The sequence below is a fragment of the Microlunatus endophyticus genome (assembly GCF_014646195.1).
Classification (GTDB): domain Bacteria; phylum Actinomycetota; class Actinomycetes; order Propionibacteriales; family Propionibacteriaceae; genus Microlunatus; species Microlunatus endophyticus.
Genome location: NZ_BMMZ01000008.1, coordinates 185,982 through 202,396 on the forward strand (window position 1 = coordinate 185,982; position 16,415 = coordinate 202,396).

Annotated in this window: 16 protein-coding genes; 3 read left to right on the plus strand and 13 right to left on the minus strand. The window is 65.9% G+C overall.

Going from position 1 to position 16,415, the window contains the following annotated elements:
• The first annotated feature begins 1 nt into the window (after position 1).
• On the plus strand, positions 2-898 hold the full coding sequence (locus IEY07_RS16360) for an NAD-dependent epimerase/dehydratase family protein (protein WP_188896454.1): 897 nt from the start codon (positions 2-4) through the stop codon (positions 896-898).
• Positions 898-2,034 carry a pyridoxal-phosphate dependent enzyme gene (locus IEY07_RS16365; protein WP_188896455.1) on the plus strand — a complete coding sequence of 379 codons (1,137 nt, stop codon included), beginning with the start codon at positions 898-900 and terminating at the stop codon, positions 2,032-2,034. Before IEY07_RS16360 ends, IEY07_RS16365 begins: the two co-directional genes overlap by 1 nt.
• On the opposite strand, the gene IEY07_RS16370 is transcribed toward IEY07_RS16365, so the two are convergent.
• From IEY07_RS16370 to IEY07_RS16405, 8 genes are all read right to left on the minus strand, one after another.
• A complete protein-coding gene (locus tag IEY07_RS16370) occupies positions 2,015-3,250 on the minus strand; it encodes an RNA polymerase sigma factor (RefSeq protein WP_229670184.1) in 1,236 nt (411 codons plus the stop codon). The genes IEY07_RS16365 and IEY07_RS16370 overlap by 20 nt on opposite strands.
• A gap of 17 nt (positions 3,251-3,267) precedes the next feature.
• Positions 3,268-3,648 carry a YciI family protein gene (locus IEY07_RS16375; protein WP_188896456.1) on the minus strand — a complete coding sequence of 127 codons (381 nt, stop codon included), beginning with the start codon at positions 3,646-3,648 and terminating at the stop codon, positions 3,268-3,270.
• A gap of 37 nt (positions 3,649-3,685) precedes the next feature.
• Positions 3,686-3,907 (minus strand): hypothetical protein, encoded by a 222-nt coding sequence (locus IEY07_RS16380; protein ID WP_188896457.1) that lies wholly within the window; start codon positions 3,905-3,907, stop codon positions 3,686-3,688.
• A gap of 250 nt (positions 3,908-4,157) precedes the next feature.
• Positions 4,158-6,254 carry an ABC transporter ATP-binding protein gene (locus IEY07_RS16385; RefSeq protein ID WP_188896458.1) on the minus strand — a complete coding sequence of 699 codons (2,097 nt, stop codon included), beginning with the start codon at positions 6,252-6,254 and terminating at the stop codon, positions 4,158-4,160.
• The gene (locus IEY07_RS16390; protein ID WP_188896459.1) at positions 6,251-7,993 is read right to left on the minus strand and encodes an ABC transporter ATP-binding protein; all 1,743 of its coding nucleotides are present in this window, start codon (positions 7,991-7,993) and stop codon (positions 6,251-6,253) included. The genes IEY07_RS16385 and IEY07_RS16390 overlap by 4 nt, the downstream gene beginning before the upstream one ends.
• A gap of 10 nt (positions 7,994-8,003) precedes the next feature.
• Positions 8,004-8,702, minus strand: coding sequence for a TetR/AcrR family transcriptional regulator (locus tag IEY07_RS16395; RefSeq protein WP_268239230.1), 699 nt, complete (start codon positions 8,700-8,702; stop codon positions 8,004-8,006).
• 181 nt (positions 8,703-8,883) lie between these two features.
• Entirely contained in the window at positions 8,884-9,411 is a 528-nt protein-coding gene (locus tag IEY07_RS16400) for a hypothetical protein (protein ID WP_188896461.1), read from the minus strand.
• Positions 9,412-9,435: 24 nt separating this feature from the next.
• A complete protein-coding gene (locus IEY07_RS16405; RefSeq protein WP_188896462.1) occupies positions 9,436-11,535 on the minus strand; it encodes an ICP22 family protein in 2,100 nt (699 codons plus the stop codon).
• A gap of 130 nt (positions 11,536-11,665) precedes the next feature.
• Here IEY07_RS16405 and IEY07_RS16410 point away from each other — a divergent pair, with 130 nt between their 5' ends.
• A complete protein-coding gene (locus IEY07_RS16410) occupies positions 11,666-12,553 on the plus strand; it encodes a hypothetical protein (RefSeq protein ID WP_188896463.1) in 888 nt (295 codons plus the stop codon).
• 25 nt (positions 12,554-12,578) lie between these two features.
• Here IEY07_RS16410 and IEY07_RS16415 read toward each other — a convergent pair whose 3' ends face one another.
• Genes IEY07_RS16415 through IEY07_RS16435 form a run of 5 tightly spaced genes read right to left on the minus strand, consistent with a single transcriptional unit; the run spans position 12,579 to position 16,382 of the window.
• Positions 12,579-13,223 carry a hypothetical protein gene (locus IEY07_RS16415; RefSeq protein WP_188896464.1) on the minus strand — a complete coding sequence of 215 codons (645 nt, stop codon included), beginning with the start codon at positions 13,221-13,223 and terminating at the stop codon, positions 12,579-12,581.
• Positions 13,224-13,253: 30 nt separating this feature from the next.
• Positions 13,254-15,305: a hypothetical protein gene (locus tag IEY07_RS16420; protein WP_188896465.1), complete on the minus strand. Its 2,052-nt coding sequence runs from the start codon at positions 15,303-15,305 to the stop codon at positions 13,254-13,256.
• 33 nt (positions 15,306-15,338) lie between these two features.
• A complete protein-coding gene (locus IEY07_RS16425; protein WP_188896466.1) occupies positions 15,339-15,677 on the minus strand; it encodes a DUF6507 family protein in 339 nt (112 codons plus the stop codon).
• Positions 15,678-15,694: 17 nt separating this feature from the next.
• Positions 15,695-16,009 (minus strand): pore-forming ESAT-6 family protein, encoded by a 315-nt coding sequence (locus IEY07_RS16430; protein ID WP_188896396.1) that lies wholly within the window; start codon positions 16,007-16,009, stop codon positions 15,695-15,697.
• Between the two features lie 43 nt (positions 16,010-16,052).
• Complete coding sequence (locus IEY07_RS16435) at positions 16,053-16,382, minus strand: hypothetical protein (protein ID WP_188896504.1); 330 nt, start codon at positions 16,380-16,382, stop codon at positions 16,053-16,055.
• Positions 16,383-16,415 lie beyond the last annotated feature (33 nt).

Sequence of the window (16,415 nt, forward strand, 5' to 3'; positions counted from 1 at the left end):
GATGTCTGAGCCTCACCCCCTGGCCGGCAAGCGGATCCTGGTGACAGGAGCCGAAGGCAACATCGGGAGCGCGGTCTGCGAACGGCTGGCCGGCCACGGTGCGGTGATCACCGGCCTGTCGCTGGTGACAGCGGCCGAGGCCGGACGGGATGAGCCGCCGATGGACCGGGTCCTGCACGGCGACACCACCGATGTCGACACCGTCGGCGACGCCCTCGAGGGGGTCGAGTTGGTGGTGCACTTGGCGGCCATCCCCAGCCCGGGCGGACATCCGCCGTACACGGTCTTCCGGACCAATGTGAATTCGACCTTCAACGTGTTGTCCCAGGCCGCCGAGCGGGGCATCCGAAGGGCCGTCTTCGCCAGCAGTATCAACCACACCGGGCTGCCGTTCAACTCCCACGACGTGCTGCCGGCGTATTACCCGATCGACACCTCGCTGCCGTCGGACCTGGACGACGGCTACGCGCTGAGCAAGTACGTGGACGAGATCAGCGCCAGGATGATCCACCGGCACTGGGGGCTGGATTCGATCGGGTTCCGCTTCCCGTTCGTCGGCCCGGTCGAGCGGATCCACCACCACGCGGAGAATTCGGCGAAGAATCCGACCCACGGCGCGCGCGAGGGCTGGTCGTATCTGGACGTCCGGGACGCGGCCCTGGCTGTCGAGCTGGCGTTGACCGTCCCGTTGGCCGGGTCGGTACCGGTCTATGTCGCTGCGGACACGACGCTGCAGCCGTACGCGACCGACGAGCTTCTGGATCGGTACGCCCCCGGGGTGTTGCGTAACCGTCGGTTCGTCGGCCGGGAGGTGCCGCTGGATCTGACCCGGGCCAGGGAACTACTGGGCTTCCGGGCCGAGCACCAGTTGGACCTGCCGACGCTCCCGCTGCCCTGATGGCCGATCTCCCCGGCTACATCTGCCCGCGGGACGGCCGGTCCAGTGCTGTCGCCGAGCTGGCCTGGCGCTGCCCGGACTGCGGATCACCCTGGGATCTGGCATTCACGGCCGCCGGAGTTGATCATGAGACGCTGCCGGCGCGGGTGTTGTCCCTGTGGCGTTACGCCGAGGCGCTGCCGCTGGCCGATCCGATGATCAGCTTCGGCGAGGGCCGTACGCCACTGGTCCCGATCACCGGCAGGGTGTCGGTCAAGCTGGATTTCCTGATGCCGACGCTGTCCTTCAAGGACCGTGGCGCGGTGATGCTGCTGGAGGCCGCTCGTCGCGCCGAACCTGAGCGGGTGATCGCCGACAGCAGTGGCAATGCCGGAACCGCGGTGGCGGCGTACGCGGCCCGCGCCGGCCTGCCCTGCGCGATCTTCGTTCCCGCTGCGACGTCGGCCAAGAAGGTCGAACAGGTCAGGGCCCACGGCGCCGAGGTGATGATCATCGACGGCGACCGGGAAGCAACGGCGCGCGCGGCGAAGCAAGCAGCCGACCGGCCCGGCACCTTCTATGCCAGCCACGTCTACAACCCGTACTTCCTGCACGGCACCAAGACCTATGCCTACGAGATCTGGGAGGATCTGGGCCGACGGCTGCCGGAGGTGATCGTCGTACCGGCGGGCAACGGCACTCTGGTGCTCGGTGTCGCCCTGGCCGTGGCCGAACTTGTTGATCATGGTCTGATCGACCGTACGCCGCCGATCGTCGCGGTCCAGGCCGAGGCGGTGTCCCCGCTGGCGCGGGCCCATGCGGAAGGCCTGGCGGAGGTGTCGCCGGGTTATGCCACCTCGGCCGAAACGATCACCGAGGGCATCGCGATCGCCGAACCGGCCCGGTCGGCCCAGATCCTGGCCGCGATCCACAACTCCGGCGGCGACATCGTGACCGTGACCGATTCGGAGGTGCGTGCCGCCCAACGCGATCTCGCCGGGCGCGGTTTCTATGTGGAGGCGACCGCCGCCGCCTGTTGGGCGGCGGTCCGGCATGCCGAGGCCGAGCCCGATGATCGACTCGGCTGGGCACTGCTTCGCGAGCGGGAGTTGGTCGTGCCACTCTGCGGCGCCGGCCTCAAGACGGGCCTGGCATGAGGTCGTCGGCGCGCGCTTCGAACCATCGGCGCTCGGCGAGATTCGTGGTGGCCGCAGCAGCTGCCCTCAGCGCCTCGGACGGATCCCGTCCACAGCGCTGCAGCAGGTGGGCGCGGACGGCGGCGACCCGGGCTGCGGGCGCACCGTCGGCTATCCGGTCGAGGTCATCGAGCGCCTCGTCAGTCCCGTGGACCTCCGCCCACGCAACGAGCCGGGCCAGTTCCGTGAGTGGGCCGGGGGACAGCAGCCGGAGCAGGTCGTAGAGGCCGAGGATCTCGCGCCAATCGGTGCTCGCATAGGACCGAGCGGTGCTGTGTGCCGCCGCTATCGCTGCGCGGATCTGGAACACGCCGATCGGATATCGGGTGATCGCCTCGCGCAGCATCCGGTCGCCCTCGGCGATGAGGTCCGCCCGCCACAGTGAGCGATCCTGCTCGGCGAGCGGGACGAGCAGGTGCCCCGCGTCGATCCGTGCGGGCTCACGGGCGTTCGTCATGAGCATCAATGCGATCAGGCCGAGGACCTCCCCGCGCCAGGGCGCCTCGGCGGGGGTCTGTCCCAGCAACTCCCGCGCGATCCGGAGCGCCTCGGCCGCCAGGCCGGGTCGTACGATCTCCTCGCCCTCGGTGGCCGAATGGGACTCGGTGTGGATGAGCCCGAGGACGTCGAGAACGCTGTGCACCCTGCCTTCCAGCTGATCCGCATCCGGGAGCGAGAATCCGGCACCAGCACGCCGGATCGTCGCTTTCGAGCGGGAGATCCGCTGCGCGGCCGTCGTCTCCCGCAGCATCAGCCCACGGGCGATCTCGCGTGTCGTGAGGCCGCCGGCGGCCCGGAGCGTGAGCGCGACCTGACCGGCCCGATCCAGCGCCGGATGGCAGCACATCAGGAACACCGTGAGCGTATCGTCGCGGTCGATCACCTCCAGGCCCGTCGATGCACGGGTCACCCAGCCGATCTCGCGCTCCAGGCGGGCGGCGTCGGATCGGAGCGCGTCGATCCGACGTCGTGCGGCGACCGAGACCAGCCAGCCGACCGGGTGATCCGGCAGTCCGTCCTGTGCCCAACGCGCGGCCGCGGCCAGCGCAGCCTCCTGCACCGCGTCCTCGGCGTCGTCGAAATCGCCCCACCGGCGCGCGACCACGGCAACCGCACGCGGGATCGCGTGGCGCAGTGCCGCCGTCATCGCGCCGGTGGGCGCACCGTGCCCGGTCATCTGGTCAGGACCTCGGGTCAGGACATCGCCTGCTCGAAGTCGTCCTGGGTCCATACCCGTACGACGCGGACGCCGCGTTCGGTCACCGCTTCGGGGAACCGAGCCGCGATCTCGAACGCACGGGCCTCGTCCCGGACATCCACCAGATAGAAGCCGGTGACGATCTCGGTCACCTCGGCCAGCGGTGCATCCGTCACGATCGGACCCTCGGCGCCACGCTGCACGTAGTGCTGCACCTTCTCCTCCAGCGCCTTCGATTCCAGGAGTTCTCCCGACTTCTCGAGCTCGGACTCGATCTCGAAGTAGGTCTGGAACGCCTCCCGGCGCTGGACGTCGGTCATAGCGGCGAACAACTCGATCACGCTCGGGTTGCTGTGGATCAGGATGAGATACTTCATCAGATTCCCCTTCTGCGGCTCCCCTGTGGCGCCGTCACTATTGTGTCGGGGCCGCCGGGGCGTTCTCGACATGGCGACATCGTGGCGCCATCCGGATGGCCATGAATGGATCGGCCAGCCCAACGTAGATGTGCTTCGACCAGGAGTCGATCATCTTGATCGCGTCGTCGGGCTCTTGGACGAGAGCAGTGCCGCTGGCAACCAGCCGACCGGCGCGCAGTTGGCGGCATATGCCATCGAGCAGGGTGGCACGGTCCACTCCAACGACACCGACTTCGGTCGATTCCCGATGACGCCTGGGTCAACCCGCTGACCGCGGTGCGACAAATTCCGAGCCGGAGCACCAAATCGGCCCGATTTCGGTGCAGTGACCGAGAATCGAGCATTCAAACGACGAGTGCGTGCCCGTTCGGGGCCGCACGGTAGGCACTACGCGTGACAAACCCCGAGCAGACTCAGAATTCCAGTCTCGGATGCATGAGTTTGCTCGGGGTCTGCTGACGCTCGGACTAGGTGCGGGCCGGAGCACCGCCTGGTAGTGCGGGAACCGGGACAGCGGCCTCGTCCAACTCCTCCGGAGCATTCTTGAACTGGCTGTTGTAGAGGTCGTAGTAGGCGCCCTTGGCTTCCAGCAGCTGGTCGTGGTTGCCCTGCTCGACGATCTTGCCGTGCTGCATCACCAGGATCACGTCGGCGTCGCGGATCGTCGACAGCCGGTGCGCGATGACGAAGCTGGTCCGGTCACTGCGCAACCGGTTCATCGCCTGCTGGACCAGCAACTCGGTCCGGGTGTCGACCGAGCTGGTCGCCTCGTCCAGGATCAGCAGGGCCGGATCGGCCAGGAATGCCCGGGCGATGGTGAGCAACTGCTTCTCACCGGCGGACACGTTGCTGCCCTCCTCATCGATCACGGTGTCATACCCGTCGGGCAGCGAGTGCACGAACCGGTCGACATAGGTCGCCTCGGCGGCAGCGAGGATCTCCTCCTCGCTGGCACTCGGACGGCCGTAGGCGATGTTGTCCCGGATGGTGCCGTGGAAGAGCCAGGTGTCCTGCAGCACCATGCCGAGCCGCGACCGCAACTCCGATCGCGGAACGCTGGCGATGTCGACCCCGTCCAGCGTGATCCGACCACCGTCGAGCTCGTAGAACCGCATGATCAGATTCACCAGCGTGGTCTTGCCCGCACCGGTCGGCCCGACGATCGCCACGGTCTGCCCGGGCTCGGCCACCAGGGACAGGTCGGTGATCAACGGCTTGTCCGGGTCGTAGGAGAAGTTGACGTGTTCGAAGGCCACGCGGCCCTCGGTCGCCGGCAGTGAGCCGGTCGATTCCGGGGTCTGCTCGACCTCGTCCAACACCTCGAACACCCGCTCTGCCGACGCAACACCCGACTGCAGCAGATTGGCCATCGAGGCCAGCTGGGTCAGCGGCTGGGTGAACTGCCGGGAGTACTGGATGAAGGCCTGCACGTCACCGAGGGTGATGTGACCGGAGGCGACCCGCAGACCGCCGACGACCGCGATGATCACGTAGTTGAGATTGCCGACGAACATCATGATCGGCATCATCATCCCGGAGATGAACTGGGCACCGAAGCCTGACTTGTAGAGCTCCTCGTTCCGCTCCGCGAATGCGGCCTCGACCTCGTGCCGGCGACCGAAGACCTTCACCAGTGAGTGGCCGGTGTAGGCCTCCTCGACCTGGCTGTTGAGCTGGCCGGTGCTGCGCCACATCTGCACGAAACGCTTCTGGGACCGCTTGCCGATCAGGGTCGTGACGCCCAGCGCGACCGGGATCGTCACCAGCGCGATCACCGACAGCAGCGGCGAGATCGTGAACATCAGCACGACCACACCGATCACCGTCAGCAACGAGGTGAGCAACTGGCTCAGCGTCTGCTGCAGGGATTGGGAGATGTTGTCGATGTCGTTGGTGACCCGGCTCAGCAGCTCACCGCGGGTCTGCCGGTCGAAGTAGCTCAGCGGCAGCCTGTTGATCTTGGACTCGACCTCACCACGCAGGCGGTAGATGGACCGCTGCACCACGACGTTGAGGATCCGGGCCTGGACCGCCAGCGCGACGGAGCTGAGCACGAAGAGCACGATGGCCAGACCGAGGATCTGTGCCAGGTGATCGAAGTTGATGCCCTGGCCTGGTACGAAGTCCCGCAGGCCGCTGACCAGATCGGCCAGCTGGTTCTGGCCCGCGTGCCGCAGTGCCTGGACCACCTGCTCCTTGGTGGTGCCCGGTGGGAACCGGGACCCGAGTTGCCGGCCGAGGATGCCGGCGAACAGCACGTCGGTGCCGCGCCCCAGGATCTTCGGTCCGACGACGCTCATCACGATGCCGGCGATCGCCAGGATGATCACCAGCACCAGGCGTACGCGTTCGGGCGCCAGGTGGCCCAGCAACCGTCGCAGCGACGGCCAGAAATTCATCGCCTTCTCGTGCACCTGCGCCGCCATCGGCCCACGGGGTGCGTTCTTGGCGTAGTCCGGTCGCTCGGCGGCCTTGGGCTTGTTGGCTTCGGCAGCCTTCTGCTGGTCGGATGCCACAACCTCATCTGTGCGACCCGCTTCTTCGGTACGGCTCGTTTCGCTCATGCTGCTGCCTCCTCGGCGCTGAGCTGGGAGTCGACGATCTCCGCGTAGGTCGGGCTCGTCTCCAGTAATTGATCATGGGTACCGATCCCGACGATCCGGCCGTCCTCGAGGACGATGATCTGGTCGGCGTCGGCGATGGTCGACACTCGCTGGCCCACGATGATCACCGCAGCGTCGGCGGTCTCCGGCTTGAGCGCGGCCCGCAGCCGCGCATCGGTCGCTACGTCCAGGGCCGAGAACGAATCGTCGAAGATGTAGATCTCCGGCTTCTTCACCAGCGCCCGGGCGATCGACAGCCGTTGGCGCTGACCGCCCGAGACGTTGGTGCCGCCCTGGGCGATCGGGGCGCCCAGTCCACCGGGCATCTCGGCCACGAAGTCAGCTGCCTGGGCGACGCGCAGTGCGTGCCAGAGCTCCTCGTCGGTCGCATCCGGATTGCCGTAGCGGAGGTTGCTGGCGACCGTGCCGGAGAACAAGAACGGCCGTTGAGGCACCAGGCCGACCTTGCTCCACAGCAGCTCGGCATCCAGATCGCGAACCTCGACACCGTCGACGGTGATCGAGCCGCCGGTCAGGTCGAACAACCGCGGGATCAGCGAGATCAGTGTCGTCTTACCGGCGCCGGTCGATCCGATCACCGCCGTCGTCTGACCCGCCTTGGCAGTCAAGGTGATGTCGTGCAGGACCGGGGAATCCGCACCAGGGTAGGTGAATTCGGCATTCTCCAGCCGCACCACACCACGGGCCGAGGCATCGGTCGACGTGATCGGTTCCTTGGCCAGCACCACGCTGGACTCGGTATTGAGCACCTCACTGATCCGCTCTGCCGAGACCGCAGACCGCGGCGCGATCATCAGCAGGAAGGTGGCCATCATCACCGACATCAGGATCTGGATCAGATAGGTCAGGAAGGCTGTCATCTCGCCGACCTGCATCGTGCCGGCGTCGATGCGGTGGCCTCCGAACCAGATCACCGCAGCGCTGGACAGATTCATGATCAACATCACGACCGGGAACATCAGCGCGAAGAGCCGGCCGACCCGCAGCGCGATGTCGGTCAGGTCCTCGTTGGCCGCGGCGAACCGCTCGGTCTCGTACGGCTCCCGGACGAAGGCACGAACCACGCGGATGCCGGTGATCTGCTCCCGCAGCACCCGGTTGACGGTGTCGATCTTCTTCTGCATCTGGCGGAACAGCGGCCCGAGATTCAGCACGATCAAGCTGACCGAGATGCCGAGCACCGGCACGCAGACGACGATCAGCCAGGCCAGTCCGGCATTCTCCCGCAATGCCATGATCACGCCGCCGATCATGGTGATCGGCGCCGCGATCAGCATCGTGCAGGTCATCAGCACCAGCATCTGTACCTGCTGGACGTCGTTGGTGTTTCGGGTGATCAGCGAGGGTGCGCCGAAGTGGTTGACCTCGCGGGCCGAGAACTGCAGCACCCGGTCGAAGATCGCCGCGCGCAGGTCACGCCCGTACGCCATCGCCGTCCGGGCGCCGAAGTAGACGGCCGTGATAGTGGCGACGACCTGGACCAGGCTGATCGCCAGCATGATCCCGCCGGTGCGCCAGATGTAGTCGATGTCGAGCTTGGCGACGCCGTTGTCGATGATCCGGGCGTTCAGACTCGGCAGGTAGAGATTGGCCAGCGTGCCGATCAACTGGAACAGCACGACAAGGGCGAGAAATCCCTTGTACGGCGCCAGATATCGGCGGAGCAGTGAGATGAGCACGAGACGTCCTTCAGTTGGCTGGTGCCAGTTCGGTATCGCTGATTCGAGTGGACAATTGGGAGGCTTCAGCCTCGAGGTGATCAAAGCCGGGAGTGCTGCGAGTGCTGTTGATCAAGCTGCCGTGCAGCAGCAGGTCGACGATGGATTCGGGCTCTTCGGAGATGCGCGCCGGTTCCTCGGCGCGGAAGTGTCTGAGCATCGGATTGGAGATGGCGAACACCATGCCGCCCACCAGTTCGGCGAGTTGGGCAGGCGAGACGACCAGCAGGCCGGCATCCGGTTCTATCAAAGCGGTGACAGCGCGGTCAATGCGTTTTGCCTGCTCCAGCATGTGATCGCGGAAGGCGAGCCGCTCCTCGGTGCTTGGCTCCTTGGGCGGGCCGATCGCATGCAGGATCTCGAACGTCTCAGCCGACCGGCTGATCAGGATCCGGACGATCTCGGTCAAGCGCTCGGCCAGCGGGAGAGTCGGGTCGATCACGTCGATACGCTCCAGCGTCAGACCGGCGCCCAAGTAGCGCTCGACGAGCGCGCCGATCAACTCCTCCTTGCTGGCGAAGACCCGGAACAGGGTGCCCTCGGCGACACCCGCAGCCTCCGCGAGTTGACGGGTGCTCGCCTGGCGTCCGTGCGCCTTGATCACCGGGGCGACGGCGTCCAGGATCTGGGCGCGACGTTCCTCGGGCGGAAGGGCAGCAGCACGAGCCATGCGGGTCACTCTACATGAGTGAGCACTCACTCACTCAGGAATTTCCTGGAATCAGGGTAATCCATGACAGTCGTCACGGGATCCCCGTCACGCCGTTATCGCGCTCCGAGGCGCTCTGAGAGCTCGACCGGACGATTCGAGAAACCCCGCTCGTTGTCCTGCCAGGCGGAATCGGTGCGAGTCAGGACGTGATGCCGGGCACCGGATCGCGCCGCGGCTGCCAGTCCGGGCCTTCCTGCTCCCGGCGTTCGGCGATGTTGAGTGCCTGGCCGTCGTAGACCCGGGTCAGTTCCCGGCCGGTCCGCCGTTTGAGCAATGCGGTCAGCAGGAAGAACGGCGTGATCGGAGTCTTGTCCAGCGTGTCGAGCAGCACGAACGGACGCCCGGACGAGTCGAACGTCGGCACGTCATTGAGGTGCCAACCGCCGCCGTACGCCCGCAGCAGCGTCTCGCCGATATACCGGGTCGCCCCGTCGATGAAGTCGGTGTCGGACTCCTCGAGGAAGGCGGCCTGGGTCGGCCACCGGTCCAGAATGAACTGCTCGAGCTGTTCGAGGGACTCGCGGCTGTAGTCACGCAGGAATGGCTCTTGCGTCCCGTCCTCGTGGATGACGTTGGCGGGGAGCAGGAAGTCCTCGAACCGGCTGAGTCGGGGGTGCATCGCCTCCAGCCAGTCGGCGAAAACCTGGTCGTCAGTGGCGTCCGTCATGGTCCCGTACCCTATCTCGCAAGATCATTTCAGGACCGGCTGGCCGTAGAAGACCTCGTACGTCCCGCCGGCATCCTCGATCGCCTTGATCGTCGTCGCCGAGGGTTCCCGGCCGAAGACGTACTTGACGTCCCAACCGGCCCGGATCAGTTTCTCGTCCTTCGCCAGCTGCTTGGGATCGATCGTGTCGCCGGACTTCATCTCGATCGCCTCGTGCTGGGTCTTGGAGACGAAGTCGTAGTTCCGGTCGACGCCGGTCTGTGCCTTCACCGGGGTGTTACGGGTCCAGTCGTCGCCGGACAGGTGCTTCGTGTCGGCGTAGGCCTGCTCGTACGCGACCCCGCGCGCATGGTGTCCCTGGTTGCGGATGTAGGTGTCCCGCCAGCGGTCCCAGGACCATTTGCCCCCATACTCGTGCCAGCGCGCGACCATGTGCTCGTGGCTGCCCGCGGGGTAGTCCTTCGACGGACCGATGTGGTCCAGTTCGCTGGCCGTCGGCTGATGCGATCCCTTCAGATCCTCGGCCGGATTGGAGTACTCGTACTTCCGCGGCGACTCCTTGGTGCCGTTGCCCAACCCGTCGTGTCCGGAGTTGCCGTCGTGCCCGGAGTTGCCGTCGTGCCCGGAGTTGCCGTCGTGTCCGGAGTTGCCGTCGTGTCCGGAGTTGCCGTCGTGTCCGGAACTCCCGTCGTGCCCGCCCGTGCCCGGATCGTGGGCGGGAGCCGGATGATCACCTGCGCCGGCATGGGCCGGCTCGCGGGGCTCCGGCGCGTTGGCCGGATTGTGGTCGCCGACATTCGGATGGTCGACGCCGACGTGATCATGGGGGACGTTCGGGATGTCGATATCGGTCTTGCCGAGGCCGTCCAGGCCGTCGCCGAGATCGGCGGTGGTCCTGCCGAGATCGCCGAGGTCGGCTTTGCCCGCTCCCTTGGCGACATCGCTCAGCTTGAGTGCGTCGCCGGCCTTGCCCGCATCACCCAGGAGATCCGCACCCTTGGCGACCTTGCTCGCGTCACCCGTGACGTCGGCAGCCTTGCCGGCGGCAGAAGCGCCTTTCGCCGCGCCACCTGCTTCCCCAGCGCCCGGGATGAAGAATGAACCGACATTGAGCACCGACGACGTGCCGGTCCGCACCGGATCGTTCTTCCAGGCCGCAAGGGGATCCTTGGCGAACGGGTCGATACCGACCAGCCCACCGACCGCTTGGACAGTGGTCTTCTCGGAGTCGCGGTAGTAGCTGCCCAGCGGACCGGGAATCAACGCCAAGACCGGGGTGGTGGGGTTGAGCCCATTGGCGATCTTGCTCAGATTCCACCAGGACTTGCCGGCGGTGGAGATGCTCCAGCTGGGGCTCCACCCGTCCCAGCTGACGCCGACCAGCGAGGTGATCCCCTTGCCCATGCCACCGAGGAAATCGCCGAATCCGCCGACGACGCTCTTGCCGACCTTCTCGCCGCAGCTCTCCTTGCGGGAGACCGTGTGGCCCCACGGTGTCTGCGCGTTGTCCGGGATCTGATCGACTCCGTAGCCACCGGGATTGGACTGGCTCGCCGCGGCGATGTGCGGGGCGCCGTACACATCGCGGATCGCGTTGGCGCACTTGCGTTCCGCGGCCCACAACTGCTCCTGTTGATCATTGGTCCGGTGTATCAGTTTGTTGTTGGCATCGACGCTGTCCTGGTCGGAGTCCCAGTCGACGTCCTCGGTGTCGGTGACGGCGCCGCCGACACCGTAGCCGCCGGCGTAGACGTGGGTCTGCTGAGTGCTGACCTTGCCGTCGTGGATCGTCGCGAGGAAGGTACGGGCGTCGGCCCGGATGCTGGCGACCGACCGCTGGATCGTACGGAGCGTGCCCGCAAAGGTCTCCAGTGCCGTGGCAACCTTGCCCATGTCGGTGTCGAAGTCGCCGGCCAGCTGGGACGCCGGGCGGATCGCGCCGAACAGCGTCTCCTGTTCGGGTGCGTGGTAGGACTTGCGCAGGCCGGACCAGGCGGTCGCGACATCACCGCTCGTGGTGGACACGTTCGTGCCCACTCCGCGCAGTTGCCCGGCGGCCGTCTCGATGTTGTCGGCGTTCATGTTGTCGCCGGGCATGACCTTGATGTTGATCGGATCAGCCATCGCTAGTCGCTCTCATCCCCATGATTGCTTCGACGCATCGGTCCCGGATCACGTTCCAGTGTCCGAACACCCTACGTGGCCGACGGGTCAGTGCCAGGATGCTCGACTCCAGGTCTGGTAGACAGTCGCCATGACGTCGTCTTCAGCGGATTCGCCGGTCGGGCCGCCGCCCACCGACATCCACGCCGTGCTGGCCGAGGTGCTGCCCTCGGTATTGCCGGGCGCGGTCATCGACACAGAGGCCGGCGAGATCCTGGTGCCACTCGGCGCTGACCGGGCGCGTGTCTCGACCCGGTCCCTGCAGACCGCCTGTCGGGGCGTGCCGGCATCGACCTGGCCGGAGATCGCGCGGCAGTGGCTGGCCGAGATCCGGGCCCAGGTCGATTCGGCCATTGCCACTGGGCCGAGTAGGGATATCTCTCGGCTCCGGGCCCAGGCGGTTCCGAAAGGCCCGGAGGCACCGCCGGGGCTGAGTTCCCCTTTGAACTCGGCATTCGATCTGGTCGCCGTCGAGGATCGCGAGAGCTCCGTACAGCTGCTGCAGCAGGCCGATCTCGATGCGATGGGCATCAGTGCAGAGGGCGCCCTTCGGATGGCGCTGGACCAGACGATCAGCGAGGTCCTGGTGCATCTGGATGTTCGGCCGCACCCGCTTCCCAACGGCGAATCGGTTCTGCTGGCCGGCGCCGATGGCGTCCCCTATGTCTCCGCTGGAGTGACCTCGATCCCACAGCTGGCCGGAGTCGACCTCCCGTACGGCGCCCTGTTCGCCGTGCCGCGGCACTCCGTGATCCTCATCCTGCCGGTGCGAAGCTGGGCCTCATTGGGAGCTGTTCCGGCCCTGGCGGATTTCGTCGAAGCGCAATACCGCGGTGCCTCCGACCCATGCTCGGCACAGATCTACTGGTTCACTGGGGATGACGCGTTCCCGGTAGGAACTGAACCCGACGAGAGCGGAGGAGACCGGCTGGTGTTGGCACCGGAATTGCAGTCGCTCGCCGACCGGCTGCACGGGTGACCGGCGAGCCGCAGGGGACTCCCGACTAGCGGAGCTTCAGGCTGTCGATCGCAGCTGTGCGACTGTCCTGAAGGAACTGGAGCGCGGCCGCTCGTCCGCCGCTCTGCCACGCCGTCGCGAGATCTTCGTACCACGTCGCGTACTCGGGTGCCAACGCCTTCGCGAACCACTCTGCGGCTTCCTTGGCTGGCTCGAAACCGTCCGCGGTGCCGAGGATGGCGCGCCACCCTGACGCATGCTGGAAGGTGAGCGGCCGGCCGCGGGTGTCGGGGGCCTGCGCCAACTGCTCCTCGGCTTCGGCCGCGAGTCTCTCCGGTGTCCAATCCGCGACTTTGTCCAGAACCGCGGTGGCGAAGCTGGAAACCTCATCCAGCGCACCGGGAGTCGTCAGATCGACGGTTCGAGGAGAATCCGGCCCGACCGGCGTGGACAAACCGTGACTGGCGTTGACGTCGTTGAAGTATCCGGCCAGGGACGTCAGCCCGCCGATCAGACCCGGCATGTCGTCGCGCCGAACGCGGCTGATCCCGACCCAGACCACCACCCAATCGATCGGCTGCCTGACGAGCAGCGTCCGGACGCCTGATCGAGCGACGGACCACTCACCCGGAAGGGTGCCACGCAGCTGCTTGGCGATCTTCTGCCATGCCTTCACGGTCTCGTCAGCCACTGGATGATCTTGTCATTGTCGGCCGCATTGTCAGCCGCCCGGGGTAGCGGCGGGGATATTCGGCCTGAGCGTCTCGGTGGGATTGACGGGCTTCAGCGAGGCCTGAACCTTCTGCTCCCAGGCAGGTGCAATCGTGGCGTTGCCGGTCTTCAAGTCATAGGCCTGAACGACCTGGTAGTTGCCGGCCGCGTCCTTGCGCTCGAGCACCAGATCAGGTCGGATGGAGCCCTTGGTACCCGCCGCCACCTCTTGGCCCTCGCTGTTGAACGACTTCTCGCTCTCGATCCGATAGCCGGGGTGGTCGTGCACCAATCGACTTCCGTCACCTTCGGTGAACATGTGATTGAGCGCCGTGTGCGCGTAGGTGCCGAGTCGCTGGGCGGACGGATTGGTGATGCCGTTTTCCGCGGCGCGAATCCTGGCCTCCTGCCACGCGGCGTCGACGTCACGTTGGATGCCGGGTCGGATCTCGTTGGTGATCCTGGAGACCTCGGCCTTGACCCGCGGGTCATCCTTCGGAACTGATGGGTCGACGTCTGGCGTGTGATCGGCGGGTTGGCTGTGCGTAGCCGGTGGATTGTGCCCGTCGCCGGTGTGCCCGTCGCCCGTGTGCCCGTCACCGGTGTGCCCTGTGCCGGCGTGCCCTGGATCGCGCGGACCGGGTGCGTCCGACGGTCCATGATCGCCGGCGTTGGGGTGATCGACGCCGACATGATCATGGGGAACGTTGGGGATGTCGATGTCGGTCTTTCCGAGGTCGCTCACCCCGTCACCGACGTGGGTGCTGGTCTCGCCGAGCTTGGACGCACCCGCCAGGTCAGCCTTGGTCTCCAGCTCGACGGCCTTGCTGAGCTCCGCGGCATCGCTGAGTTTGCCGGCATCGCCGAGTTTGCCGGCGTCCCCGATGGCATCTGCGGCCTTGCTGCCCTTGCCGAGGTCACCGGCGACCTCGGACGCCTTTCCGGCGGCACTCGCAGTCTTCACGCCGGCGCCGGCGCCATCGCTGATGAAGAAGCTGCCGACGTTCAGCAGCGATGAGGTGAACGTCCGGACCGGATTCTGCTTCCACTGGCTCGCCGGATCCTTGGAGTACGGGTCGACTCCGATGAGGCCACCGACCGCCTGCTGGGCGGCCTTCTGGGAATCGAGGATGTAGTTGGCGATCGGGCCGGGCATGTATTTCGCGACGTTCGGCGATTTGTCGCCCAGTACGAGACCGGTCGCCACCTCGCTGAGACCCTTCCAGCTGTTCTCGAATGTGGCGAGGTCGAAATGGTGTTGGAAGTCGCCGTCCCATTTGTATCCGAGGAGGCCGCTGACGCCGGTGAACATGCCGTAGCCGAAATCGCCGACGCCCTCGCCGACGTTCTTGAAGAAGCCACCGGTGCCGGATACGACCTTCTCGCCACAGCTTTCCTTCGCCGAGACCGGCGGCCCCCAGGGAGTCGGTGCATCGTCGGGAGTGTGGGTGAATCCGTACCCGTTCGGATTCGACGCGCTGGCCGGGTTCAGGTGCGGTGCGCCGTACACATCACGGATCGCATTCGCACACTTGCGCTCTGCAGCGGTCAACTGGTCCTCAGCGTCACTGAGCCGCCGCAACAGAGCGTTGTTGGCATTACGGGTTGAGTCGTCAGACTGCCAGTCGACATCCTTGGTACCGCTCGGTTTGTGGAGCGTCAGGAGCTCGGTGCCCTTGTTCCAGAGGGAGGTGTCCACAGTGACTTTGCCGTCATGGATCTTGTCCAGCAGTTTGTACGAGTCGGAGCGGATGCCGGCCACCGTCGATTGGACTGCCCGGACGTCGTTGGCGAAGACCTCGAGCGCTGTAGCCACCGTGTTGAGATCGGAGGCGAAATCGCTGGCCAACGTGCCCGCCGGTTTCATCGCACCGAAGAGGGTCTGCGCCTCGGGGGCGTGATACCCCTTGCTCAAACCGGCCCAGGTCGTCTCGACCCCGCTGCACGTGCTCGAGACGTTGCCGCCGACACCACGGAGCTGCCCGGCGTTGTAGTCGATGTCGTCGGGGACCATGTTGTCCGCGGGCCAGGTGCTGACGTACGGGTTGATCGGATCGGCCATGAGCGAGGTTTCCTCGGCGAGCTGGGGGGTTTGTTACTTGTGCGTCGGGATCTTGCTGATCTTCCCTTGGGCGGCATTCTTCTGATAGGTCTTCACCATGTCGAGGTCCCCTTCGACATAGGCCGTGGTCGCCGCCGCTGCGCCGGTCAGGCACGCCTTGATGTGCGTCGCCATGTTGGTCAGCGTGGTTGTCTCATGATCGAACAGACCGTTCAGGGCCGGCACGATCGCGCCGCTCTCGCCGCACGCGGTGGCGAGTGAGCTGACATACCCGGACAGCGGCTTCAGGTCACTGCTGAAACCGTCCGCCTGCTTCTCGGTCGCCTTGAGCGTCGACGAGACGTCACCGGTCGAAATGTCATAGAGCGCCATAGGTCAGTCCGATCCGTTCAGGCGATGTTGGCGACGGCGGAACCGGCCTTCTTCAACGCAGCCAGCGCAGTCTCGTCGTTCTGCTGCAACGACTGCCGCAGCAGATTGATGATCGACCGCACCTCAGACGCCTTCGCGTTCCACTGCTGCTCCTTGCCCGCATACTCAGCCGACACACCATCAGCCAGATAGTTGGCCATCGCAGCCTTCACCTGCTGATCACGAAGCGTCAACAACGCCTCCAACTGATTCGCCACCCGATTGAAATTCGCCTGCGCCTCACCCGAACTATCAGTGTTGAACGCACGATCACCCGGAGCTGCCGTAACCATGATCAAATCCTTCCGTGCTCAGTTGTCCGAAAGTTCCGAGATCTCAGGCGCCGGTCACACCGGAGAACCGGGCCGCATCAAAATTCGCCGACCCCATCAACGCACTGGTCTGCTCATACTGCTGCGCCACACCCTGCGCGAACGCCGAATCCTGACCACCCACACCAGCCAACACCGACCGCAACGCAGCATTCAAACCAGTAGCGATCTCATCGGTATGACCCTCGAACGTGTTGAACGCCGTCCGACCCGCACCCTGGAAATCCTGCCGGATCGGCTCCGCAGCCTGCGCCAACTGACGCACCAAAGCACCAAGATCATCACTATTCGTCGACGTCTGACGAGTCAACGTCGACAGGGTCGTATCACCCATCACATAACGTGCCATCATCTCTCCCTTTCACGA